The sequence below is a fragment of the Trichococcus flocculiformis genome, from assembly GCF_963662535.1.
Classification (GTDB): domain Bacteria; phylum Bacillota; class Bacilli; order Lactobacillales; family Aerococcaceae; genus Trichococcus; species Trichococcus flocculiformis.
In genome coordinates, this window is the sequence record NZ_OY759718.1 from 1,028,704 (window position 1) to 1,054,308 (window position 25,605).

Consider the following 25,605-nt stretch of genomic DNA (forward strand, 5'->3'; position numbering starts at 1 on the left):
GATAATGTCAAAATTGCGATAATTGTTAAAAACTGATATGATAAAAGCAATCAAATTGAACGCCTCGGGGTCATCGACTAATATTTATGGGCTAGTCGAATTTTCCAAACGGCCTTTCCGACAAGATTTTCCATCAGAAAAATGTGAGGTGGCATGCGTGGACCAAGTGAACAAAGACAAGATTGTGAGCGAACTGAAAAGCATTCCTGGGTTGAAGGGCGTCATGGTTTGCGAGGATGGGGACAATGGCGAAGGGTCAGATATCTTGCTGTACTATGGCGCTGAAGAGGGGTTCCATCCTGAATTGGATCAGGCAATTCACCGATTGGAAGAAGGCGGTTTACGGGTTGGATTTACTTTAAGAGATATTGGACTTGTGGATCTTGCCATCACGGATTGCCTTGACGGAAAGATTGCGATCAAGTACGAGACTGGTCATCCTTTCGGTGTCGTGAACAGCAACATGGCGGCTGAAATTCATTATGGTCGAATTCTTTGGGAATCAGTGGATCATCCGATCACAGCAGAAAAGGGAAAGCTAGTGATGCAAGGAACGTATCCGGAAACACTGCGTCAGTCAACGATTGCTTGTTTCATGAAGGAAACGACGTTACAGTTGGAAATTGTAAAGGAAGCCGCTTTTGAAGGGGATATCCATTTCGCCAGCGCTGGTTTTTCCCAAGCGATACATTCGTGGGTTCAAGTCATTCATGCATTGAACCGACAATTTCTGTTGAACGGGAAGGGCGGCGTGAAGCGCGCGGGCCGATTGCCGATCAGCCCGAAACAATTCCGATTGCGTGTGAATCAAATCTATCGTTATTTCGCCTTCAACAATCCGAAGCTCGCCTATTGCGAAATTGATATGCTGAAAAATGAAATGAATGTGTTGGTAAAAACTTTTTCAGAAGCTAAGGAGGAATGAATGTGAAATTTTACGATGACAATCAAAAGAAGGTTCGCTACAGATTCGGCTTTTATAGTTTGTTGTTCATGACAGCGTTGCTTTTTATTTATATCTCATTGCCGATCGACAGCCTTGGCGGGATTTCATACCAAAATGCAATTATGATCATCATCATGGTCAGTGCTCTTTTCTTTCTGGTTAACATTGTTTATCGGAATGCCTTTTTCGACATCTATACGCGCAGTCCCTTTTGGAGCAATGTTTTCTTCTTGGTGATGGCCGGACTGCAGGCGCAGCGGTCTTATCAGTTGTATCATCTGGGCATGGATCTGCCTGTTCCGATCAATACGGTTGAATTTGTGATGCTTCACGGTCTGCAGGTAGTCTTGCATCTTTCGATACCGTTGACTTATGGCGTGCGTCTCTTTGTCGATCGGCAAACGAGAAAGGCGAAGGAACAGAATGCCCATGAAACTGGACAGTCTTCTTGAACAGTGGGCCTTCTTTCATGACACTCTGTTTTTTTTGCGTAACCGCTTTCTGCGTGATAGTCTTTCTTAATGAAGACAAGTTGATCTATTTAAAAAGGGGATAACCGAAATGGAAATTTCAAGAATGACTGTCAAAGGCAAAGGTTTCGCCAGCGCGTCGCCTGATGCAATCGCGATTTCGCTGCAGTTGGAGGACATCAAGGACACCTACGAATTGGCGATGCAACATGCCGCTTTGGCGTTGGAGCAAGTCCGGGAAACCTTGCTGCCACTCGGATTTTCTAAAAAGGAAATACGTTCCACACACTTTTCGATCGACAGCGCGTATGAGCACAGGAACGATTTCCGCGGCGAGAATAAGCGCTACTTCTTAGGTTACCGTTATCGGAATGACTTAAAGATCACCTTCGGAAACGACAGCAAACGCCTGGGTGAAATCCTCTTGGCACTGTCGGTCTGCGAAGCGGATCCGGAATTTTCGGTTTATTTTTTCCTGAAGGATCGCCGGGCAGTCGAACAAGCTCTGCTGGAAAGTGCTGTTCGAGATGCCAAGGAAAAATCACAAGTGCTGGCTAAGGCTAGCGGCGTCATGCTCGGGAAAATTTTGGCGATCGATTACGATTGGGGCGAAATCGAAGTGCGCTCCCGTGTCTATGCGGCCTCATCAAAAATGGCCTACGACAGCGCTCCGATGATCGATCTTGAGCCTGAAGACATCAGCAATAGTGACACCGTTACGGTCATCTGGGAAATCCTGCATCCGCAACAGGCCTGACCGACAAGTCTTTCGGAAGCGATAAGATAAACTTGAGGGCCGAATACTCGTCGTCGAATATGAAATACCGAATATAGACTTAAAAACACTGCATAAGCGGTGTTTTTAGGTCTTTTTTTGTGGTCATATAGGAATTTATAAAATTTTCCAGAGTGAAAAGTGCATCACCGTAGGTGTTTCACAAGTTTTCAACATGTTTCATGCATCTAAAATGATGTCTAGCTTCACGGGTTAGCCCTTCGGAAAGGATCAAGGAACCCCTTGTCTCTGCGAGCCAAGGATACTATTCGACTAACCTGCTGACGTAGGAAGTCTCTCAGCATATTGCGCTCTTCGATGCTCAGGCGGACAGATTTCCTAAATTGTCATGACTCTTGCGATTTCAATCGCTTAGAGGCATGATACACTTGACCGATTAGGTCACAGTGTTTCCTTAATCAGGGCTGAACGAACCCGTTCAGCTTTTCCTACCATTTTACTCCGGAAAAAGGTGAGGGGTGTTCGTTTTTTTCTATCAAGCGTGTTCGGAAATGCAGAATATGCCGAGCCACTTTGAAATGGTAAGCTAACAGAAGTTGTTTTTGTTCATTTTGAATGGAAAGCAAGCAAGTGCGGACAAAAGAAGCCACGCGCAGTAAGGAAATACGGATATACGTTTTGGGGAGGAATCAGACAATGGCATCACATGTGATAGATATGATTATGATGAAGAATAATTTCGGAACGGAAGCGATGCGAGGAGTCTGGTCGGAGGACAATCGCCTGCAGAAGCATCTGGATGTCGAAGCGGCATTGGCGCTTGCTGAAGGGGAGCTCGGGGTGATTCCCCAAGCTGCGGCCGAGACGATCGCTTCGAAAGCGAAGAGCGCATACATCAATCTGGAGGAGCTGGCGGCCAGTGGAGCCAAGCTGAAGCATTCTTTGATGCCGACCATCAATGCCTTACAGGAGTTGAGCGGGGAGGACGGCGAATACGTGCATTTTGGCGCGACGACTCAGGATATCGTAGATACGGGGACGATGCTGCAATTGAAGGAAGCGCATGAGATCTTCATCAGCGAACTAAATGAAATCGCGCGTGAATCGGCACGGCTTGCGGCTGCATACCGCACGACACCGATGGCCGGAAGATCACACGGTATGCAAGGCTTGCCGACGACATTCGGCTTCAAGATGGCGGTCGTCCTGAGCGAAGTTTTGCGCCATCTGGATCGCTTAAAAGAGGCCGAAGAACGGGTTTTCGTAGGCGGAATCGCTGGAGCCGTCGGAACCTATGCTTCTTTCGGTGAGCAAGGTCCGGCTATCGAAGCCGCCGCGTTGACGCGCTTGGGTCTGAACACACCGGACATCTGCTGGCAGTCCTCGCGTGACCGGATCGCGGAATACGCCAGCATCATCGGCCTCATCAGCGGAACGCTCGGTAAGGTCGGGAATGAATTTTACAACCTGATGCGGACCGAAATCGATGAAGTCGAAGAGCCGTTCACACCCGGTAAAATCGGCTCCTCAACGATGCCGCACAAGCGCAACCCGGCGGCATTCGAAGGAATCGCCAGCCTGACGCGCCCAATTTTAGCCAACGTCTCCTTGATCCAACAATCGACGATGGTCGAGCATGAGCGCGATGCGATGAGCTGGAGGGGCGAATGGATCGCCTTGCCGGAAATCTGCATTTACCTTTCCTCGCAATTGGCCACCACGAAAGCCGTCCTGAAAGGGTTGGTCGTGAAACCGAAGCATATGCTGCGCAATCTCAACCTGCAAGGCGGCTTGCTGCTGTCGGAACGGGTCATGTTCGTCCTGTCCGAGCACTTGGGTAAACAAACAGCCCACCACCTTATCTATGAACTGTCGATGGCCGCTGTAGAGGAGGAACGATCCTTCCGCGATGTGCTCGTGGAAAACGAAACGGTCCGCCAGCATCTGTCCGAGGCCGAAATCGATACTTTGCTGGATCCGGAAACCTATCTCGGTTCGGCTCCGCAAAAAGTAGACGAGGTGTTGCAGCGATTCGCAGCAACAGGCTTGGAAAACAGCGCAGAAGGAGCGGATGGACAATGACGCAGACTTTCCGTTTGGCGCAGGAAGCGGATGCGCCTGCACTCGCGGAGCTGCTCCGGCAAGCCTATGTTTCCAATACGGAGCTGGGCATCCACTTCGCCGCGGCGCAAGTGGGCACGGAAGCCGCGAAAAAACACATAACCAACAATGTCTGCTACCTTTTGGAGGAGGACGGACAATTAGTGGGGACAATTTCTTTGCGGTTGCCTTGGGGACCGAATCCGGGTCCAGCAGGGCTGCCGCACATCGGCTGGCTGGCGGTTTCGCCGGCCGCAGGCAAAAAAGGGATTGGCAGCCGTTTGTTGGATTTCATTGAACAGGACATCGCGCGCGACCAACTCAAATGTCCTGCAGTCACTTTAGGCACGGCCATCGAGCATCCGTGGCTGCCGCAGTTGTATGAAAACAGAGGTTACGAAAAAATTGCGGAAACAGACCTTGGTTTGGGGCACATCACCGCTTATTTCAAAAAAATAATCATAAAATCATTCAGATAAAAGGGGAAATAGAAAATGAAAAAATTGATGGCATTGGCATTTGCAGCAACAGTCGTATTGGCAGGCTGCGGAAACGGCACGACAACGGACAGTTCAGCTGACAGCGCGGCAAGCAGCGCAACGAGTTCCCAAGAAGCAAGTTCTTCGACAGCGGCGGAAGAAAAAGTGCTGCGGGTCGGAGCGACCGGGCAAAGCTATCCAAACGCATACCGCGAAGGCGAAGAGTTGGTCGGTTTCGACGTGGAAGTAATCGAGACCGCGGCTGAAAACTTAGGTTACACCGTGGAATGGACACTTTCCGACTTCAGCGGCGTGATGGGGCAATTGGAAACCGACAAGATCGACACAGTCGCGAACTTCGTGGCGAAGACTGCGGAACGCGAAGAGAAATTCCTCTTTTCGGATACCTACGCCTACGCCGGGGCAACAATCGTGACGCACACGGATAACACCGACATCAACACGCTTGATGATCTGAAGGGCAAGACGGTATCCGGTGTATTGGGATCGAACAATGTAACGAACCTGCAGAAATTTGATGCCAACGGTGAAATTACGATCCGTACCTATGAAACACGTGACGGCGCGATGAACGATGTGGTTGCCAAACGTGTCGAAGGCTACGTGAACTCCAAAGCTTCCTTGATTGCGGAAATCGAAAAGAATAGCCTAGCGCTCAAATTTGTTGGCGAGCCGTTCGTCTATGAAGACATCGCCTTCCCGTTCACGAAGACGGAGCGCGGCGAAGAACTGCAAGCTGAAATCAACGCTGAAATCGCAGCATTGCGCGAAGACGGCACCCTGAAAGAACTATCCGAAAAATACTTCAGCCAGGAAGACATCACAGTCAAAGCCGGCGAATAGAAACACAGAGAAAAGAGTGAAGCACAGATGAATTTTGATTTTCCCTATGTCCTGGAAGTGATCCCTGCGATCATGAAGTACGTTCCGTTGACCCTGTTCATGTCGATACTGGCGATGGCAGTGGCTATCTTGATCGGCATCCTGTTGGCGGTCATGAAGGAGAGCAAGAAAGCGGTGTTGCGCGGCTTCACGAGCGTGTACTTGTCTTTCTTCCGATCAGTTCCGACACTGGTGCTGCTGTTCATCATCTATTATGGCCTGCCGCAATTGTTCCCATCTTTGACTGCAATGGAGGCAGTAACGGCTGCTATCATTGGCTTGGGTATCAAACAAGCCGCGTTTTTGGCGGAAATATTCCGCGCGGCCATCATTTCCGTCAATAAAGGCCAGCTGGAAGCCGGGCTTTCCGTTGGGATGTCGAAATTCCAGACCGCTTACCGGATCATTCTGCCGCAAGCCGCCGAAAATGCCTTGCCGGGGACAGGGAACACCTTTATCAGCCTGATCAAAGAAACTTCTTTGGCATTCTCTCTAGGTGTCACCGAGCTCTTTGCCGAAGCTAAAATGATGGCTTCCTCCTCCTATAAATTCCTCGAGAGCTACTTGGCGGTCGCACTGGTCTATTGGGTGCTGATCATCATTTACTCTTATCTACAGCGCGTTTTGGAAGAAAAACTAAGCAAGCCGTACCGGACCTAGGAGGATGACAGATGATTAATGTGAAAGGTTTGAAGAAAAAATTCAATGAGTTGACCGTACTGAACGGAATCGATATAGTAGTGGAACGAGGGCAAGTCCTGGCGATCATCGGGCCTTCCGGTTCCGGTAAGTCAACCTTTTTACGCTGCCTGAATTTCCTTGAGCAGCCGGATGCGGGCCTTATCGAAATCGGCGAGGCCGCGCTAAACGCCGAGAACCACACCAACAAAGAAGTCCAGCAGCTGCGCCAACAAACCGCCATGGTCTTCCAGAACTACAACCTGTTCCGGAATAAAACGGTGCTGCAGAACGTGACCGAATCGTTGATCATCGCCAAAAAAATGCCGAAGGTGCAAGCGGAAGCAATCGCTCTGGATTTGTTGACTAAAGTCGGGCTGAAGGAAAAAGCCGGCAATTATCCGGCGACGCTTTCGGGCGGACAGCAGCAACGTGTCAGCATCGCAAGGGCCTTGGCGGTCAATCCGCACGCGATCCTCTTCGATGAGCCGACCTCTTCGTTGGATCCGGAGTTGGTCGCTGAAGTGCTTCAGGTGATTAAATCGATTGCCGATCAGCAGACCACGATGATCATCGTGACGCACGAAATGGATTTTGCTCGTGAAGTCGCCGATCATGTCATCTTTATGGCGGATGGCAACATCGTGGAACAAGGGCCGCCGGAAAGCCTCTTCGGCAATCCGCAACAAGCCCGCACGAAACAATTTTTGAAACAACTAGGAAACAATAAAAGCTGAACGGGTTCGCCCAGCCCTGAAAGAATTTTAGGAAATCGTGCCGACTGAGCATCGTAGAGCGCAATAGGTACGATTTATCTAAATTCCGAAGGGCTAACCCGTGAAGCTGGACAATAAAAGCTGAACGGGTTCGCCCAGCTTGGAATAATACAGTGAACCATCGAAAGGAAGAATGATACCATGACTGAAACGCAAACGGACACACAAACCAAAACGGGGTTCTACGAAAAGCTGGTCGCTTACCGGCGCGAACTGCATGCGCATCCGGAATTATCGGCAAAGGAATTTGCAACGACCGAGCGCATCCGCTACTGGTTGACGGAAGAAGGAGTCACTATCCTCGATTTCCCGCTGGAGACCGGTCTGATCGCGGAAATTGTGGGCGCATTGCCTGGTCCGACCATCGCGCTGCGTGCGGACATCGACGCTTTGCCGGTCAAAGAAGCGACAGGTCTGCCGTTCGCTTCCGAAACGGAAGGACTCATGCATGCCTGCGGTCATGATTATCATACGGCTTCCATGATCGGAGCTGCAATTCTGCTTCAGGGTAAAAAAGCATCGTTGAAAGGAACGGTCCGATTCATTTTCCAACCAGCCGAAGAAATCGCGCAAGGGGCGAAGTGGGTCGAAGAATCCGGTGCTCTGAAGGAGGTTTCCGCGATCTTCGGGATGCACAACAAGCCGGATCTTCCGGTAGGCACAATCGGGATCCGTGAGGGCGGGCTGATGGCCAGCGCAGATCGCTTCGAACTGGAGATTCACGGCGTCGGCGGGCATGCCGGCATTCCTGATTCCACCATCGATCCGATCGTCATCGCAAGCCAGATCATAACCGGACTACAGACGATCATCAGCCGCAACACGAGCCCATTCCATAATGCAGTCATCAGCGTTACCCAGATCCACGGTGGCAACTCTTGGAACGTCATTCCCGAGAAAGTCTATCTGGAAGGGACCGTCCGCGCTTTTCAAAAAGAAGATCGCGAAAAAATACCGGAATTGATGCGTCGGGCTGCTGAAGGGATCGCATCCGGTTTCGGAGCGGTTGCCGATTTCCGCTGGCACCCTTATGTTTCCATCGTGGACAACGATGTCCGATTCAAGGCAATCTTGGCAGAGACGGCTGAAGAGCAAGGCTATCGTTTCGTGGAGCCGAAACCGGTTGCCGGTGGAGAGGATTTTGCGCATTACCAAACACTCATACCCGGTTTCTTTGTGTTCATGGGCGTGGAAGGCACACGTGAGTGGCACCATCCTGAGTTCAATCTCAAGGAGGAAGCCTTGGTGGTTGCAGCGGATTATTTCGCAGCGTTGGCGATCAAGGTGCTGGATCAATGGAAGGCTTGACAGTATTTACTGAAATGCTGGCCGCTGAAGTTTTGAAGACAACCCCTACAAAAAATAAAGCTGCCTTGCGTGAAGCAAAACGCGGTATCCTCGACTATTTGGCCAGCGCTTTTGCTGGCCGGGAAGATGCCGGTGTGCTGAAGTTGCTACACGCCATCGAAGCGGAAGGCGGGCATCCTGTCGCGGCTTTGATCGGCCAAAATAAACGAGTAAACAGGCGGCAAGCGGCACTTGTGAACGGGTTTATGGGACATGCGCTTGATTATGACGATGTCCATTCCGACGTGCGCGGTCATCCCAGTTCGGTCATTTTGCCTGCTCTTTTTGCTTTGGCATCCTGTCGGGAAATTTCCGGCAAACGCTTTTTGGATGCCTACATCATTGGCGTTGAAGTCATGGCCCGGCTTGGGCAGGCTGTCGGCACAGCCAGCTATCAGAAGGGGTGGCACAACACCTCTTTGCTTGGCGGCGTCGCCGCCACCTTCGCGGGAGCACGATTGCTCGGGTTCACTGTTGCCGAAACGCAGAATGCCGTCGGAATCGCCGCCAGTCAGGCTGGCGGACTGCGGGTGCAGTTCGGAACAGAAATGAAGCCGCTGCATGCCGGATTTGCCGCACAGCAAGCGGTCCAGTCGATTGAATGGACCCAGCAGAATTTCCGAGGAATCGAAACAGCTTTCGATTCTCCAATCGGATACTTGCATGTATATGGCGGAAAAGAAGCGGATGAAGCAGTTTATTCAGCCTTGGCCGAGGACTGGGGAAAATCTTGGCGGATATCCGCTCCCGGTCTTTGGTTCAAACGCAATCCGTTCTGTTCAGCAGCATCCCATGGCGCTGATGCCGCTCTTGAGTTGGCGCAACTGCATTTGGATATCGCAACGATCAAAAAGATAGACATCGTTTTCCCTCCCAACGGCGATGCGGCTTTGATCCATACATGCCCGAAGACCGGAGAGCAGGGCCGCTTCAGCATCGAATATGTCGTCGCTTTAGCGTTGCTTGGGCAGCCGTTTACGCTTGGAAATTTCGGGTCCACGGCTGTTTCGGTCGAAGCCGAAAAGCTGATAGGGAAAATGTCCCGAAGCTATGATGCAGAACATATCCCGGATGCGCAAGCCATCCCGAAAGGCCGCTTCACGATCGTCCGGATCACGCTGGCGGACGGTTCCATACACAGCCGCGAAGTGAGCGTGCCGAAAGGTTCTCCGCAAGCCCCGTTGACGGATGCGGAACTGGAAAGCAAATGGCGCGAGTCGGCACCAAATCAGCATATAGCCGAGCAGATCATGGAGGCGATCCGCGGTCTGGAGAATGCCAAGGCGAGCGAATTGGGGAAATGGTTATAACGGGTTTACCAACTCATATTCATTTGAATAAGATTATCGAAATTAGAATTATCAGACCCGAGACCTTGAATAGGATATGTAAAGGAAGGCAATCGACCATCCAAGCATTGTCCTCTAAGTGGTTTCGGGTCTCTTTTTCAGTTCACACGTGAAATCCGGATTAAAATTACTCCACCTTACAGTATCCGGTTGCATCTAATTGCATCTAAAAAGGAAATCGCTAAGTTATTACAAAATGTATATCTAGATATGAAATATAACTATTGTACTTATTTATGGTGGCGGTATAGAATGGCGTTGTAGATGCTGATGGCAAATAGAGCGGGGGTGAGTGAATGATAACCATCAGAGGACTAGCCAAATCGTTCGGGAAACTGGAAGTGCTTAAGGATATCACGCTTGATGTCCGAGCCGGCGAAGTAGTCGCCATCTTGGGTCCAAGCGGATCAGGCAAAAGCACGCTATTGCGGTGCATCAATGGACTCGAGGAATTGACAAAAGGAAGTATCGAAGTGAACGGCATCACAGTTTCCGATTCCCAGTCCAAAAAGGAACGAGGGAAGCACGTGCGTGACATTCGCAAGAATACTGGTATGGTGTTCCAGCAATTCAATCTCTATCCGCACAAGACGGCATTGGAAAATGTCATAGAAGCGTTGTTGACCGTCAAAAAAATGGAAAAGAGTACAGACGTTGGACTCGGCGAAGAATTATTGAAGCGAGTCGGACTATTCGATAAACGGGTTGTCTATCCATCCCGGCTTTCAGGCGGTCAGCAACAACGCGTAGCGATTTCAAGGGCATTGGCGATGGATCCGGCTGTGATGCTGTTCGATGAACCGACCTCTTCTTTGGATCCGGAACTGGTGGATGAAGTGTTGAACGTCATCCAAGAACTGGCCAAGGAAGGTATGACGTTGGTCATCGTGACGCATGAGATGCAATTTGCCAGGAATGTTGCTGACCGGATCATTTTCATGGCAGACGGTGTAGTAGTGGAGGAGGGGCAGCCAAAGGATTTCTTTGCCGCTCCGAAAACAGAACGGGCCAGAAAATTCCTGAAAATGGAGGAAAAGAGCGAAAGAAATGAGGAGAAGCTATGATCGTGAAGACGATATGGGAAGGCGGCCGTAAATTCACCGCCCAGGGTGATTCAGGCTACGATATCAAGATGGATGCAACGCCAGCGTATGGCGGGATGGGCGAAGGTGCCACTCCTACCGAGATGCTGCTGGCAGCTTTGGCAGGCTGCATCGGCATAGACGTGACGATGATTTTGAACCGCTATTTGGATAAAATCAGCAAACTGGAGTTCATCACGGACGGAACCCGTAAAGAAGAAGCTCCTAAAGGTTTTGTCGCTATCACTATCACTTTCGTAGTGGACGGCGACATTGATGGCAAAAGAGTTTGGCGTGCAATCGACTTGAGTGAAGAAAAATATTGCAGCGTTTCTGATTCTTTGAATGCCGAAATCACCTATGACATTATTTTAAACGGCGTGAAGCTCACCAGAGAAGTGTAATGAAACAGAATAGAAAGAAATGGGATCGGAGTCTGATGGATAAAGGCTCCGTATTTTTGTCGAAAAACAGTTTGCTGTGAAATACTTTACCAAGAAATAGTCCTCTGATATATTAATAGACGATTGAATAAAGCGATGAGGCTTTATCATGAGAATGAGAAGGGATGGAAATGAAACATGGCAGACATCACATTTGAAATTGTCGAAGAACTCGGCGTCCTGTCCACCTCCGCAAAAGGCTGGACGAAAGAATTGAACCTGGTCAGCTGGAACGGCCGACCGCCAAAATACGATATCCGCGAATGGAGCCCCGATCACGAAAAGATGGGCAAAGGACTGACCTTCAGCGAAGAAGAAATGGCTGCTCTCGCCAAACTATTGAAATAACCAGAAAAGCGGAACGGGTTCCTTTGTCCTTTCCGAAGGGCTAACCCGTGAAGCTAGACATCATAAAAAAACCAACTGAAGCGAATCGGCTCCAGTTGGTTTTTCGATTTCAGCATTGCATCAAGAATGGCTTGTGCCGTGGCGTTTCCCGCGTTGATAGAAGAGGAACATCAAAAAAGCGGAAAGCAAGGCGGTGGCGGAACCGAAGTAGAAAGGTACTTGGTTATTGAAAGTATCGTATAACCATCCGCCGATTAGACTGGCCGGCAATAGGGTCATTCCCAGGAGCGCATTGTATAGCCCCAACCCGGTGCCTTTTTTCTCCTTGCCGATGATGTCGGATACCAACGCTTTCTGGATGCCGTCCGTCGCCGCGCTGTAGAGGCCGTAAAAGGCGAAGAGGCCGACGATGGCGAAATGGGTAGCCGCCTTGCCGAATCCAAAATAGATCAGCGCGAACATCAGATAGCCGCCGATGATGATGCGTTTACGTCCAATCTTATCGGACAGTTTCCCGAGCGGAACGGCGAAGGCGACGGAAACCGCATTGAACACCAGATACATGATCGGGATGAAGGCATCGCTGACGCCGACGTCGCTCGCTTTGATCAAAAGCAGGGCATCCGTTGAATTCCCCAGCGTGAAAAGGAAAACGATTGCCAGAAAAAGGTAGAAATCCTTGGGAAAATCCCGGAAGGATATTTTTCCTAGCCGTTCCGATTTGGTGCGTTTGGCTTCCTTCACAAAAAAGAGGATCGACAGCAGTCCCAAAAATCCCGGAATGGCCGCAAACAGGAAGACGCGTCGGTAATCGCCAGGAAAAGCGGCCAGTACAGCGAAGGCGGTCAGGGGCCCGACGATGGCTCCGCTGTTGTCCATCGCTTTATGGAAACCGAAATTCAGACCGGCGTTGTTGTTTTCTTCAGAAGAACCGGCCACAAGACTGTCCCGGGGAGCGGTGCGGATGCCTTTGCCGACGCGTTCGACAAAACGGATCGACAGGACCTGCAAGGGTGTCGTCACGAATGCGAACAGCGGGGAAAGGAGCGCGGTGATGCCGTAACCGATGATCATGAAAGGTTTGTTGCGTCCGATTTTATCGCTCCACCAACCGGAGAGGGATTTCAGGACGGAAGCGGTGCTTTCGGCGATCCCTTCAATCAGGGAGATTTCCGTTTTCGAGGCGCCCAGTGTCGTCAGAAATAAAGGCAGTATGCTGTAGACCATTTTTGTCGTCGTATCCGTCAGGAAACTGGTCAAGCCGACAAAGAAAATATTGCTTTCGACGCCGAGGATCCGCTTTTTCTTTTTGTGATTATCCGCCATCCCGAAAACCTTCTTTCCGATTATTTCTTCATCTCCATTTAATTCCTTTTTCGGCAAAAAGTCTAGCAGAGCGCCCGCGCGCATACGTCCGCTTCGGATGGGTCTGCCAAATGGATAATCAACCGGATTTTTGGTAAAGTGTACATATTGATATGTCCGGACTGAACACAGGTTATGAGGGAGGAATCGGAATGAAGGAATTGCAGGTCAGTCACACAACGTTGCATGTGCTCAAAGGAGACATCACCCACTGCGAAGTCGCTGCCATCGTCAATGCCGCCAATGAAAGCCTGCTCGGCGGAGGCGGAGTCGACGGCGCTATCCACCGTGCTGCCGGGCCGGAACTGTTGGCTGCCTGTCACCTTTTGAACGGGTGCCGGACCGGTGAAGCGAAGCTCACACCCGGCTTCCGGCTCAAAGCGGCTCATGTGATTCATACGGTCGGTCCGATTTGGCGGGGCGGGACGCAAGGCGAAGCGGATTTGCTGGCTTCTTGCTATCGAAAATCATTGGAATTGGCCGACGCCAACGGAATCCGCACGCTTGCCTTTCCGGCGATCAGCACCGGTATTTACGGATATCCACTAAGCCAGGCAACCAAGATTGCTGTTGGAACCGTCAAGACCTACCTGGAAAATCATCCGCAAACGCTCATCACTGAAATCATTTTTGTCTGCTTTGACGATGCGACAGTGCGCGTCTATGAGCAGGCATTTGAAGATTTGGAAAGGAGAACTGACTGATGTTTTTATTTTTTGACGTATTGCCGTTCCGCAAACAGCTTGAATACAACCAGACGATCACGTGCAGCCGTTGCGGTCATTTTGGCCGCTATGAGGTCTATCTCGTGGGAAATCGTTTCCGCCTGTTTTTCATCCCGGTCATCACCTTCGGGAAAAAATACCTTGTCCGCACAACCTGTTGCGACACATGGTACCTGCTGGATCCGCTTGTAGGAAAAGCGATTGAACGGAAAGAAACGGTTTCGATCTGCGACAGCGATCTGCAGATGTATCAAACAGGTGAACCGCTTGAAAGCAGATGCCCCAACTGCGGTGCCTCTTATCCTCATGGCTCCAATTATTGTCCAAATTGCGGAGCGAAAGTGGAGGGATAGGAAAGCGGACACATCATCAAGTGAATAAATGAAAGACAATCATCTGAAAGCGTTACAAATTGTACAATTATGGTATAATGACACTATCGCAAATTGTAAGGGGTGGTCATAGTTATATGTTAACAAACAAAGAAATCAGATCAACAGCTAGAGAATATTTACGCGGCAATTATAAAATGGCGGTCGTCAACTTGATCCTTATCACAATCGCGAACAGCGTCATGCAATCGGTAGTCCGGACGTTGACAGGCGAAAGTGCTCTGAATATGCAGATGACGGGGGAAACCTTGCCGAATTGGGATTCCGTCTTTTCAATGCAATCCTCACCTTTCCAAACGACTTTGAATGTCGTCCTTTCGATCATCGTGGCGTTGATCATCGGCTCCATGCAGATGGGGAACGAATGGGGTTATCTGGATATGCTGGACGGTACACCGCTTTCGTCGGGCCATCTGCTCAAACCGTTTGAAAACCAGTTGTTCAAAACCCTCGGCGTTCTGGTGCTGCAGGCGGTTTATGTCATTCTCTGGTCCGTATTGCTGATCATACCGGGTATCATGAAGCTTTACGCTTTGGCATTATCGAATTTCATTTATTTCGATAATCCGGACATGAAAACGACGGATATACTGCGACAAAGCGAAGCTTTCATGAAAGGCAAAAAGATGAGACTTTTCCAATTGGATCTGACTTATTTTGTTGTCTACCTGATTCCTGTGGTATTGTTCTTTGGTGTCGGAATAGCTGCATTCAACATATATGCCGGAGCGACAACGGCTGATTCCGATGCATTACTGTACCAAGCGTTGTTGCTGGTAGGCTTGATGCTTGCTGCATTCGCCATTTTCGGCATCCTTACCTTCATCGTTGAGCCGAGAAGAAAAGCAGCGCGTGCGGTGTTCTATTCGGAAGTCCTGAAGGAAGAAAACCTAATCATTGGCTGATCAGCCAAGATCATTTCATAAAAATCAACAGTAAAGGAGCGAAAGAATGGAACCAAGAATCAAACGAGAAGCGCCAAGCATCACAACCGATTTGCGCAGTGATACAGTCCAAGTCCCAAGTGTGATCCGGAATTGTTCCGGAATCCGGATTTTTGGAAAACGTATCAAATCGTTGATCTTTACTACGGATATTGCGATTATCCTGAATAACGATGCGGATGCCGTCATCGCGGTTTATCCATTTACCCCGCATCCGGCGGTCATCCAAAGTATAGCCAATGTCTCGACCATTCCGATCCTTTCGGGCGTCGGAGGTGGGACGACGCAAGGTAAACGTAGTGCCAATATCTCTTTGTTTTCTGAAGCGCAAGGATCCTTGGCTGTAGTCGTGAACGCGCCGACACCGATCGATACGATCAAACAGATTGAAGAAACTGTGGATATTCCGATCGTCTGCACCATCGTGACGGAATACATGGATATCCAGGAGCGTTTGGATGCTGGTGTTGACATCCTGAATGTCAGCGGCGGAAAAGACACCGCTTATATCGTAAGCCGCATCCGCGAAAAGTATCCGGATGTTCCGATTATCGCAACCGGAGGACCTACAGATGAGACGATATTGGCTGCTATCAATGCCGGTGCCAATGCCATCAGCTGGACGCCTCCCTCCAACGGTGAATTGTTCCGCCGCAAGATGGACAAGTACCGCGACAAAGAGCGCGAAAAATTTATGCAGGAACATCAAGGTATGACGATCGAAGAAGTCGAAGATTTGGAAGACCACAGAGATTAATCAATAAGAAAAGCGGAACGGGTTCATTCAGCCCTGAAAGAAATTTAGGAAATCTGTCCGCCTGAGCATCGAAGAGCGCAATATGCTGAGAGACTTCCTGCGTCAGCAGGTTAGTCGAATAGTATCCTTGGCTCGCAGAGACAAGGGGTTCCTTGATCCTTTCCGAAGGGCTAACCCGTGAAGCTGGCCATCAAATTTGATGGTATGAAATAATTTGGAAATCTGTGGAACACCTATGGTTATGAACTTTTCAACTCGAAAAATTTTATATTATCAAAAAAACGCGCAAGCAGTGTGTCAGGACAGTCCGGCATTTGCTTACGCGTTTTTTTAGGTATCATCAAGTTTCTGTTGGTTCAGGAGGAATCACAGATCAGAAATCATGCCGCCGTCGACGACGAATTGCGCGCCGGTCGAATAGCTCGAATCATCGGATGCAAGGTAGATGACCAAGTTGGAAACTTCCTCAGGTTTCGCGGTCCTTCTCAATGGAATATCCTTTTCCAGTTGTTTGATGTACTCATAGACGTCGCCTTGTTCAGCCATCGGCGTTTCGATGATGCCCGGGTGTACGGAATTCACGCGGATGTTGAACGGACCAAGCTCCGCAGCGGCGCCTTTCGTCATCCCGGTTACTGCGTGTTTCGATGCGCTGTAGGCGATCGCGGTAGGCGCACTCACAAGGCCATCGACTGAGGAAATATTGACGATTGAGCCGACGCCCGCTTTTTTCATGGAAGACACGACAGTTTTCATGCCTAGGAACACGCCGAGTTCATCGATTTCGAATGTCAAACGGAAATCAGCTTCCGTCAATTGGTCTAATGTTTTGAAGATGCCGACGCCTGCATTGTTGACGAGCACCGTAACCGGACCGAATTTTTCCTCGGTCAATGCAATGACCTCTTCCCAATTGGCTGATTTTGACACATCCAGTTTCATGAAGACGGCATTTTCACCGATTTCCTCGACCAAAGCTTTTCCGGCTTCTTCATTGATGTCAGTCACGACTACTTTGGCGCCTTCCTCCGCGAATTTACGTGCGTGCATGGCACCCATCCCTTGTGCCGCACCTGTGATAATTGCTACTTTGTTGTCTAATTTTCCCATTGCAGGTAGCTCCTTTAGATTTTTTTTGCCGCTCCCTAATTGTTCGGGATAACTTGTATAGGCTTACAATCATGTTATTCCTATAATGAATCGGAATCAATATTGTTGTAGCATATTTATCTATTCACAAATGAAGAGATTCCACAAAAAAATAAAAAGCTGTAAACGTTGTATTGTTAACGCGGTTTGTGGATGCGGAGCACGGACTTGTCTGGATTCAAGTGCTTCAGCCAATCAATGGAGATGAACCGAGACAGACGTCACTCAGGTGTATTTTTTTTAAATTACCCGTCGATACTATATAATAAAAGTATGAAATGAAATCGATTTTCGGATTGTCTGGGTGGGGTTGGCAGAAACAGAACCTGCGATGCGAAAAATAGAATATTGGAGGTATTCGTATGAAGTGGAAGGGTGGAAGAAGAAGTTCCAACGTGGAAGATAGACGCGGCAGTGGCGGCTTTTCAACGGGTGGCGGCGGACTGGGCATGAGTGGCATGGCCGGCGGCGGTATTTTCGGAATCATCATCATGATCATCATTGCCCTATTCGGGGGCGGAGACCTGTTTGGCGGGGGTGGCGGCAGCGCGCCTTCAGAAACGCCACAGACAGGCATCACTGAAACGAGCAACAAGACTGAGGACGAGATGGCTGAATTTGTATCCGTCGTATTGGCTTATACAGAAGATGCCTGGACACAAGAATTTGCCAACAACAATATGGAATATGTAGAGCCTACGCTTGTGCTCTTCAGCGGTCAAGTCCAATCAGCCTGTGGTGTGGCCGGTTCTCAAGTCGGACCGTTCTATTGTCCAGCCGATCAAAAATTATATATCGATTTGAGTTTCTATGATCAGCTTTCGCAAGAGTACGGCGCGTCCGGCGACTTTGCGATGGCCTATGTCGTCGCCCATGAAGTCGGACACCATGTCCAGAACTTGCTGGGCATCATGGATCAGGTGCAAGGCTACCGTGGACAAGTCAGCGAAACGGAATACAACGAGTTGAATGTGCGTTTGGAACTGCAGGCCGATTACTTGGCTGGGGTCTGGGCGAATTATGTCCAGGAGCAAGGTGTCTTGGAGGCGGGCGACTTCGAGGAAGCCTTAACAGCAGCACATGCTGTAGGGGATGATACCTTGCAGAAGCAATACCAAGGCTATGTCGTACCCGACAGCTTTACGCACGGTACTTCCGAGCAACGGATGCGCTGGTTCACGAAAGGCTTTGAGACCGGTGATTTGAGTGGCGGAGATACATTCAATATTGGATATGACGAACTGTAATTTTGAATAGATTTCGATGGGTCTGTCGCGTTGCGGCAGGCTTTTTAGCATCCAACTGGGCAACAGCAACCCGCTTGCTGATCCGATTGACACAGGCAATCTATAGGATTATAATATGAATAACACATGAATAGTTATTCATATGTAATGCGGAATCATTCCGTTTTTGAGTAAATAATTAGGAATACTTAGGGCTAAGGAGGGGTACAGATGTCTGAGAAAGCGAAGCAGATTGAATGGTATTTGGACGAATTGGACTGCGCCAATTGCGCGAGCAAAGTTGAGACCGGCATCGCGAAAATAGAAGGGATCCTGGAAAGCAATGTGAATTTCATGACGAAGACATTGCGCATCGTAATCGAAGAGGATCAAGAGGCTGAAATTTTGCCGAAAGTGAAACAAAAGCTCAGTGTAATGGAGCCGGATATCCATCCGACTCTGAAAAAAAGCGGTGAACCGATCGGCTTAAATGGTCTGCCGCTAGTTGCGGCCCAAACGGCTGATGCAAAATCTTCAGAAAATGTTCACGACGATCACGGCCCTACTTCCGATGATGCTGAAGGACATAGCCATGGACATAGTCATGCGCATGGTGAAGGGGATAAGGCTGAAATTCGGAAAGCCGTTATCCGATTGATCGTCGGCTTTGGGATCCTGCTGGCGGCAATTTTTACACCCGTCAGCGGAACGGTTTCGTTGGCATTGTTTGTGACCGCGTACTTGGTTGCAGGCTACGACATCGTTTGGAGCGCGCTCCTGAACATCAAGCACGGCCAATTATTCGATGAGAACTTCCTGATGACGATCGCCACGCTGAGCGCTTTCTATATCCAGGAGTATCCGGAAGCGGTGGCTGTCATGCTTTTCTATCAACTGGGCGAACTGTTCCAGGATATCGCCGTCGACAAATCCCGCCGTTCCATCGCTGAACTGATGGACATCCGGCCTGATTACGCAAATGTGAAAACAGAATCCGGTATCGAAAAAGTCGCACCGGAAACCGTTAAAATCGGCGACATCATCCTGATCAAGCCTGGAGAAAAAGTACCCTTGGACGGAAAAATTGTGAGCGGAACCTCGGCTGTGGACACCTCGGCATTGACCGGAGAGTCTGTTCCACGGGCTGTGAAAGCTGGTGATAGCATTTTGAGCGGTTTTATCAACAAAAACGGCGTCATCGAAGTCGCAGTCGAAAAGCCGTTTGCTGAGTCTACAGTCGTCAAGATTTTGGATTTGGTGCAGAACGCCAGCGGCCGAAAAGCCCCTACGGAAAACTTCATCACCAAATTCGCCCGCTACTACACGCCGGTTGTTGTTATCGCAGCCGTTTTGCTGGCGGTGCTGCCGCCGCTTTTGTTACCGGGTGAAAGCTTTCAGGAATGGCTTTACCGGGCCAGCATCTTTCTGGTCATCTCCTGTCCGTGTGCTTTGGTCGTTTCGATTCCGGTTGGCTTCTTCGGCGGTATCGGTTCAGCCTCGCGCAAAGGCATCCTCGTCAAAGGGAGCAACTTTCTGGAAGGCCTGAATGCGGTCAAAACGGTCGTGATGGACAAGACCGGAACGTTAACGGAAGGCAAGTTCGCCGTAACCCGGATCGAAAGCGCCGGTGATCTGACGGAGAATCGTTTACTGGAATTGACAGCCTATGCGGAAATGCATTCCAGCCACCCGATTGCTGATTCGATCAAGGAAGCTTACGGGAAAACGATAGCTGAAGAGAAGATTACTTCCACAAATGATATACCTGGTCACGGTCTGCAGGTCGTCGTTGATGGGCAAGAAATCCTTGTCGGCAATGTTAAAATGATGGAGAAATTCGGTATTGCACATGCGGCGACTCATGAAACCGGTACGGTTGTGCATATCGCTGTGGATAAACAATATGCGGGATACATCCTGATCGCTGATGCCATCAAAGCTGATGCGAAGGCCGCAATCTCCGGATTGAAAGCCAGAGGAATCCGCACGATCATGCTGACTGGAGATTCCCGCTCGGTAGGCGAAGCGGTCGCCGAAGAACTCGGCATTGATGAAGTCCATGCGGAATTGCTTCCGCAGGATAAAGTGACAAAGCTGGAGGAAGTGTTGGCACGCAAACGAAAAGGCGAAAAAGTCATCTTCGTGGGCGACGGTATCAACGATACGCCGGTACTGGCGCGTTCCGACATCGGGATGGCGATGGGTGGATTGGGATCCGACGCAGCCATCGAGGCGGCGGATATCGTCATCATGGATGACAAGCCATCCAAGATTTTGACGGCAATAGCCGTGGCTGAGGAAACACGCAAAATCGTTTGGCAGAACATTATTTTTGCAATGGCAGTGAAAAGTTTGTTTCTGATTCTGGGTGCTTTCGGCGTCGCCACGATGTGGGAAGCCGTCTTCGCGGATGTCGGCGTGACCGTTTTGGCCGTGTTGAACAGCATCCGGATCCTGAAGAAATAATCGTTCGTATGTGGGGGCCGCCAGCGGCCCCTATTTATCTGCTCCGGCGTTCGCCGGAGCACAGTATCGCAAAAGGGTGTCAGCTCCGGAGAGCGTATGGCTCATCGAAGTTGGATACAGCAACACTTGCTGAACTCCGGGGAAGCTGTCCTCATCGGAGTTGGGGTCGTAACTGGGCTTCTGTCCTCCGGCGAGGCCCCCGGTCCCCGGAGTTCCCGCAAATCGGCCGCCTACGCTAGCTTCAGCATCGGCCGGAGCGTCCCAAACGGATTATCCACATAGCTGTGCTACAATGAAAAAAGAATAAAAAACGAAAAGTGAGTGATGAGATTGGAAAAAGGAATACGTAATTTTGAGTTTCAAAATCCTACAAAGATTGTTTTCGGCAAGGACCAGATCAAACGCATCGGGGATTTGATCCCGCAGGATGCGAAAGTATTGATTTTGTACGGCGGCGGCAGTGTTAAGAAATTCGGCACCTTCGATCGCGTAGTCGAAGCTTTAGGCAACCGCGAGTGGGCTGAATTCGGCGGCATCGAGGCGAATCCGACCTACGAAACGCTGATACAGGCAGTCGATAAGATTAAAGCGGAAGGCTATGACTACTTGTTGGCAGTCGGCGGCGGCAGCGTTATCGACGGCGTGAAATTCGTTGCGGCAGGTGCGGTGTTCGATGGCAATCCTATTGATATGTTCGGCAGCGGCGTAGGCAAGGGATTGCCAGTCACAAAAGCACTGCCTTTCGGGACTGTATTGACGTTGCCGGCTACGGCATCGGAAATGAACAACAATTCTGTTGTCACTTTTGTGGAAAAGCAAGCGAAAATCAGTTTCGCCAGCCCACATACTTATCCACAATTCTCGATCCTGGAACCGGAAGCGACCTACACGTTACCGAAACGCCAGTTGGCGAACGGTGTCATCGATTCCTTCATCCATGTGATGGAAGCCTATCTGACTTATCCAATCGATGCAAGGGTTCAGGACCGTTGGGCGGAAGGGTTACTGCAGACGTTGATCGAAATAGGCCCGGACGTAGTCGATGAGGACAACCACGACTATGCGATCCGCGCCAACTTCATGTGGACGGCCACGAATGCGCTCAATCGCTTCATTTCCCCAGGTGTTCCGCAGGATTGGTCTACGCACGCTTTGGGACATGAGATGACGTTGGCGTTCGGGATTGACCATGCGCGCACGCTAGCGATTGTGCTTCCGGCGATGATGAAGGTACGCAAGCAGCAGAAGTGGGATAAATTGCTTCAGTACGCGGAACGGGTGTGGGATATCCGCAGCGATTCCGATCTGACAAGCGATGAAGAAAAAATCGATCTGGCGATCAAAAAGACCGAAGACTTTTTTGTAAGCCTTGGCGCGCCGATCCGTTTCTCTGATGTTGAGCTGGGTGAGAGCGACATTCCCGGTCTTGTGGAAGCACTCGTCCGCCACGAAAAAGAGAATATTTCCGAGCGTGGGGACTTCACAAGTGAAGATGCAAGAGCCGTATATACAGCTGCGCTTTAAAATTATGTTTAACCTGTATCGAACTCCCTTTAATCGGGGAGTTTTTTTGTGCATTTTGCTCCTGTTAATTTAACAATTTTAAAAACTAACATAGTGACGCTCTGTAATATATGGTAAGATTAAAGAAATAGAGTATCGGAGTGAACAGGAAAGAAGGGTTGCCATTTGGAAAATAACCAGAGCATTTTCGAGACAATCTGCCGGCTGCGTGAAGAAGAGCCCGGTCTGCCTTATCGATTCCAGGATGAGCGGACGGCTGGGCAAAAAGATGTACTGTACGTCCTTGCATCCGAAGGGATTCCTTTTTGGCGCAAAGAGGATTTGGCGAAGGAATGCTGCGGCATCCTGAAAGACCTTGTCAATAAAGAAGACACCATATTGACAGATCCTGTCCTGCGTCATTTTCTGGAGCATTATCCAATCTGCAGTTACTTCATTGAATTGCGCGAAAGAGTACGGATTACTTTGGAAGCGGAAACAAGTTCGCGGGAGCGGTTGTTCCACCTCGGCATGCGCCTGGCCCGTAGCGGCACCGATCCGGAACAGGTGAAGTTGGGCATCATTCTTTTGGGCTTCTTTCCATATGATACGACCAAGCAGATTATGCGCGTCTTGGGTTATCACAGTGAGTACACCCTTTACGTGCTCGAGAGCATCCAATACGTTTTTCCCATGCAGAACAATTTCATTTTCGAATTGGCTAAGCACACAGTCGGTTACGGGAAGCTAGCAGCCATGTTCTTGCTGAAGCCAGTCAGATGGGAGCAGCAGCATTGGATGATGCACGAAGGTATCAAGAGCGATTTCCTCGCCAACATCTATACCAATCTCTGCATCCAGAAAACCGATATGCGCGCCTATTTCAAAAAGACGGAAATCACGGCCGCCAATTTCACGGATTTCGCCTACCTCATCTGTTATGCCGACTACAACAATGATAGTTTGACCATCGATGCCCAACTTGATTTCCTATATAAGTTCATCGAAAAGCGTGATTTTGCGAAAAACTTCATCGATCTTGGCGCGCTCGTCAGCATCTGGTATCAAGTCGTCGACTTTTGGCAACAGGATTACGACTTCATCAGTCAAAACGAGACGAAGTACCGCCGCACCAAAACCATGTGGGATACCCGCATCGCCCGTTACGAAAAGTTGGTGCATAAAGTGGAGAGTTTCCTTCATCAACCAAAATGGCGCCATATCGTCTACCAGGAAATTTCCGCTCCGAACGAATCGGATAACCTGATCATGAAGGTACTCGTCTATCTGAATATGCATCCCGATTTTCCGGCTTTCATGGAAGTGTTGAGCCGGCAACCGTTGGGATTCAACATGCTTGATTTCTTTCTGAAAATCAATCCCGAATTCTATTTCGACGATGTCTGCGAATACTTAGAAGCGATCCTGAATCCGGATCTTTACGCGCTTCCCTTAGAGATCGAAGAACCGGAAAATCCGAGCGTTACGGATCTGATGCGCGCCGACGAATGGTTGCTGCGCCTGTTCGAAGTGATGAGCGAGAAACGCAAATACAATGAAGTCTGGTGTATCCGCGGTATCCATTACCGCCATGCCGGTGTACGCAAAAAAGCGGTCCAAGTATTGCTGCAGAACCGAAAAAAATGGTCTGACCAGGTGGAACGCGAACTACAGATTGCACTTGAGAAGGAGCCGAACAGCAATCTGAAGAGGCAAATCAACAGACTGCTGCAACCTGAAAATCAGAAAGACAAAAAGGAAAGCCGATATCTGAAGTCGAAGCAGCCGCCATTGAGCTATGCCCATACGGATAAGGAATTGGTGCATACCTACATCGCCGGCACGCAGTTTCATGAACTGAGCGGCGTCGCTGATTTCCTGAAACCGGGAGACCTGCTGCAACTCGTCCGCGAGACCGATAATGCTTATGATGCGAATGCCATCGCCGTTGCGACGCAAGCCGGCTACATGTTGGGTTACGTGCCACGATCAGAGAATGCTGTTCTGGCGAATCTGATCGATGCCGAGGAGCGTCTTTACGCAATCCTTGAATCACCGACAGTTGAGATGGAACGGCCGAAAATCACGATTGTCCTGAAACGTACTTTTTTCCAAGCGCAACCGAACGGGGAAGGCCAAGGCATCATCCTGCCGTTCCCACCACCCAAGAAAAAGAAATACGAATAAGAAGAAGAAAAGCGGAACGGGTTCGTATAGCCCTGAGTAAGGAAACACTGTGACCTAATCGGTCAAGTACTCTGATGTCACAGTGCGACATCAGAGGGCCTCACTGCGAGACCAGTTGGATGGCCTGATGACAGGAATAAGCGATTGAAATCGCAAGAGTCATGACAATTTAGGAAATCGTGCCATGCAACGTTCCCTACGGTCACCTTGTACTGGGGCTCTAAGGGATGAATCCCTAAGAGTCTCATGCAACTGAGCATCGAAGAGCGCAATTGCTGAGAGACTTCCTGCGTCAGCAGGTTAGTCGAACAGTATGTCTTTGCTCGCAGAGACAAGAGGTTCCTATATCCTTTTTCCGAAGGGCTAACCCGTGAAGCTAACCAACGTCTTGGGATGCGTGGGACATTTTGCAATCCTGTGAAACACCTGCGGTGATGCATTCTTGAGTTCAGACAATTTTATACTATCTTGCAAAGAACGAAGAGGAACACCGAAAAAACAGGGTGTTCCTCTTTTTGCGCGGAAATAAACTTGACTATTTTCGTGGATAGTCGAAAATGGGAAGAGAGAGTCATTCTGACATAAGGGAGTGTACATATATGAATTTTGGGAAACTGTTGGGTACATTGATCGTGGCATTCATCGGGGGCTGGGCTGGGATCCGCTTCCGTGTGCCAGCTGGAGGAATGATCGGTTCTTTGGTCGCGGTTGCAATTTATAACTATTTTTCGCAGATGGGCTACATGCCGGCCAATCTGAAAATAATTGGACAGATCATCATCGGCGGGACCATCGGCATGAACTTCACGAAAAGTAGTCTGGCCGAAATGAAACAGGTGTTTTTTCCTGCCGTAATTTCCGTGGTTATTTTGTTGACGGTCGGAGTGATTGCAGGCTATATCCTGCATAAAGTAGCCGGAATCGATCTGATCACAGCCTTGCTGGGGACCTCACCGGGTGGATTGACGGATATGACCATTCTGGCGGCGGCTTTTGAGGCGGACACAATCATCGTTTCCTCCATCCATCTCGTTCGGCTGTTCTCGGTCATCCTGTTGATGCCGATTTTTGTCCGGATCATCAGCACGTACATCAATAAATAAGCAAAAAAATGATCAACCGCGAAGAATCGGACAACCAAACGTCGACTGGATCATTGCTTGTTCGATAAGCGCGAAGAATCGGACAACTACACGCCAATTGGATCATTGATTGTCCGATAACCGGAAAGAAT

General features: G+C 49.6%; 24 protein-coding genes. 22 read left to right on the forward strand and 2 right to left on the reverse strand.

Annotation, left to right across the window (positions count from 1 at the left end; translation table 11 throughout):
• The first annotated feature begins 157 nt into the window (after positions 1-157).
• The 13 genes from ACKPCD_RS05200 to ACKPCD_RS05260 all read left to right on the forward strand — a co-directional run bounded on the left by ACKPCD_RS05200 (position 158) and on the right by ACKPCD_RS05260 (position 11,657).
• Entirely contained in the window at positions 158-925 is a 768-nt protein-coding gene (locus ACKPCD_RS05200) for a hypothetical protein (RefSeq protein ID WP_321434207.1), read from the forward strand.
• A 2-nt stretch (positions 926-927) separates the two neighbouring features.
• A complete protein-coding gene (locus ACKPCD_RS05205; RefSeq protein WP_086990720.1) occupies positions 928-1,398 on the forward strand; it encodes a hypothetical protein in 471 nt (156 codons plus the stop codon).
• A 109-nt stretch (positions 1,399-1,507) separates the two neighbouring features.
• Complete coding sequence (locus ACKPCD_RS05210) at positions 1,508-2,173, forward strand: SIMPL domain-containing protein (protein ID WP_068561323.1); 666 nt, start codon at positions 1,508-1,510, stop codon at positions 2,171-2,173.
• A gap of 675 nt (positions 2,174-2,848) precedes the next feature.
• Entirely contained in the window at positions 2,849-4,234 is a 1,386-nt protein-coding gene (purB, locus tag ACKPCD_RS05215) for an N-acetyl-S-(2-succino)cysteine lyase (RefSeq protein WP_321434208.1), read from the forward strand.
• Positions 4,231-4,731 (forward strand): GNAT family N-acetyltransferase, encoded by a 501-nt coding sequence (locus ACKPCD_RS05220; RefSeq protein ID WP_321434209.1) that lies wholly within the window; start codon positions 4,231-4,233, stop codon positions 4,729-4,731. Before purB ends, ACKPCD_RS05220 begins: the two co-directional genes overlap by 4 nt.
• A 15-nt stretch (positions 4,732-4,746) precedes the next feature.
• Positions 4,747-5,595 (forward strand): amino acid ABC transporter substrate-binding protein, encoded by an 849-nt coding sequence (locus ACKPCD_RS05225; RefSeq protein WP_321434210.1) that lies wholly within the window; start codon positions 4,747-4,749, stop codon positions 5,593-5,595.
• A gap of 27 nt (positions 5,596-5,622) precedes the next feature.
• Complete coding sequence (locus ACKPCD_RS05230; protein WP_321434211.1) at positions 5,623-6,294, forward strand: amino acid ABC transporter permease; 672 nt, start codon at positions 5,623-5,625, stop codon at positions 6,292-6,294.
• Positions 6,295-6,305: 11 nt separating this feature from the next.
• Positions 6,306-7,049 (forward strand): amino acid ABC transporter ATP-binding protein, encoded by a 744-nt coding sequence (locus ACKPCD_RS05235; protein WP_321434212.1) that lies wholly within the window; start codon positions 6,306-6,308, stop codon positions 7,047-7,049.
• A gap of 180 nt (positions 7,050-7,229) precedes the next feature.
• Positions 7,230-8,396: an amidohydrolase gene (locus tag ACKPCD_RS05240; RefSeq protein ID WP_321434213.1), complete on the forward strand. Its 1,167-nt coding sequence runs from the start codon at positions 7,230-7,232 to the stop codon at positions 8,394-8,396.
• Complete coding sequence (locus ACKPCD_RS05245; protein WP_321434214.1) at positions 8,384-9,745, forward strand: MmgE/PrpD family protein; 1,362 nt, start codon at positions 8,384-8,386, stop codon at positions 9,743-9,745. Before ACKPCD_RS05240 ends, ACKPCD_RS05245 begins: the two co-directional genes overlap by 13 nt.
• A 335-nt stretch (positions 9,746-10,080) precedes the next feature.
• Complete coding sequence (locus ACKPCD_RS05250; protein WP_321434215.1) at positions 10,081-10,848, forward strand: amino acid ABC transporter ATP-binding protein; 768 nt, start codon at positions 10,081-10,083, stop codon at positions 10,846-10,848.
• On the forward strand, positions 10,845-11,270 hold the full coding sequence (locus ACKPCD_RS05255; protein WP_068561328.1) for an OsmC family protein: 426 nt from the start codon (positions 10,845-10,847) through the stop codon (positions 11,268-11,270). Before ACKPCD_RS05250 ends, ACKPCD_RS05255 begins: the two co-directional genes overlap by 4 nt.
• 177 nt (positions 11,271-11,447) lie before the next feature.
• Positions 11,448-11,657, forward strand: coding sequence for a YdbC family protein (locus tag ACKPCD_RS05260; protein WP_068561329.1), 210 nt, complete (start codon positions 11,448-11,450; stop codon positions 11,655-11,657).
• Positions 11,658-11,777: 120 nt separating this feature from the next.
• Here the strand turns inward: ACKPCD_RS05260 and ACKPCD_RS05265 are convergent, their stop codons facing one another.
• On the reverse strand, positions 11,778-12,983 hold the full coding sequence (locus ACKPCD_RS05265; protein WP_321434216.1) for an MFS transporter: 1,206 nt from the start codon (positions 12,981-12,983) through the stop codon (positions 11,778-11,780).
• Between the two features lie 191 nt (positions 12,984-13,174).
• On the opposite strand from ACKPCD_RS05265, the gene ACKPCD_RS05270 reads away from it, so the two are divergent.
• From ACKPCD_RS05270 to ACKPCD_RS05285, 4 genes are all read left to right on the forward strand, one after another.
• Complete coding sequence (locus ACKPCD_RS05270) at positions 13,175-13,726, forward strand: O-acetyl-ADP-ribose deacetylase (protein WP_321434217.1); 552 nt, start codon at positions 13,175-13,177, stop codon at positions 13,724-13,726.
• Positions 13,726-14,100, forward strand: a complete 375-nt coding sequence (locus tag ACKPCD_RS05275) for a zinc ribbon domain-containing protein (protein ID WP_321434218.1) — start codon at positions 13,726-13,728, stop codon at positions 14,098-14,100. The genes ACKPCD_RS05270 and ACKPCD_RS05275 overlap by 1 nt, the downstream gene beginning before the upstream one ends.
• Positions 14,101-14,216: 116 nt before the next feature.
• The gene (locus tag ACKPCD_RS05280) at positions 14,217-15,044 is read left to right on the forward strand and encodes a DUF975 family protein (RefSeq protein ID WP_177187455.1); all 828 of its coding nucleotides are present in this window, start codon (positions 14,217-14,219) and stop codon (positions 15,042-15,044) included.
• Between the two features lie 46 nt (positions 15,045-15,090).
• Positions 15,091-15,840 (forward strand): hydrolase, encoded by a 750-nt coding sequence (locus ACKPCD_RS05285; RefSeq protein ID WP_321434219.1) that lies wholly within the window; start codon positions 15,091-15,093, stop codon positions 15,838-15,840.
• A gap of 366 nt (positions 15,841-16,206) precedes the next feature.
• Here ACKPCD_RS05285 and ACKPCD_RS05290 read toward each other — a convergent pair whose 3' ends face one another.
• Positions 16,207-16,950, reverse strand: a complete 744-nt coding sequence (locus tag ACKPCD_RS05290) for an SDR family NAD(P)-dependent oxidoreductase (RefSeq protein WP_321434220.1) — start codon at positions 16,948-16,950, stop codon at positions 16,207-16,209.
• Positions 16,951-17,351: 401 nt separating this feature from the next.
• Between ACKPCD_RS05290 and ypfJ the strand changes: the two genes are divergently transcribed.
• From ypfJ to ACKPCD_RS05315, 5 genes are all read left to right on the forward strand, one after another.
• The gene (gene ypfJ / locus ACKPCD_RS05295; RefSeq protein WP_086989493.1) at positions 17,352-18,236 is read left to right on the forward strand and encodes a KPN_02809 family neutral zinc metallopeptidase; all 885 of its coding nucleotides are present in this window, start codon (positions 17,352-17,354) and stop codon (positions 18,234-18,236) included.
• Positions 18,237-18,446: 210 nt separating this feature from the next.
• Complete coding sequence (locus ACKPCD_RS05300; protein WP_321434221.1) at positions 18,447-20,681, forward strand: heavy metal translocating P-type ATPase; 2,235 nt, start codon at positions 18,447-18,449, stop codon at positions 20,679-20,681.
• Positions 20,682-21,005: 324 nt separating this feature from the next.
• Positions 21,006-22,205 (forward strand): iron-containing alcohol dehydrogenase, encoded by a 1,200-nt coding sequence (locus ACKPCD_RS05305; RefSeq protein WP_321434222.1) that lies wholly within the window; start codon positions 21,006-21,008, stop codon positions 22,203-22,205.
• A 165-nt stretch (positions 22,206-22,370) separates the two neighbouring features.
• The gene (locus tag ACKPCD_RS05310) at positions 22,371-24,371 is read left to right on the forward strand and encodes an HIRAN domain-containing protein (protein WP_086989491.1); all 2,001 of its coding nucleotides are present in this window, start codon (positions 22,371-22,373) and stop codon (positions 24,369-24,371) included.
• A 599-nt stretch (positions 24,372-24,970) separates the two neighbouring features.
• Positions 24,971-25,474, forward strand: a complete 504-nt coding sequence (locus tag ACKPCD_RS05315; protein WP_321434223.1) for an AbrB family transcriptional regulator — start codon at positions 24,971-24,973, stop codon at positions 25,472-25,474.
• Positions 25,475-25,605: the final 131 nt, after the last annotated feature.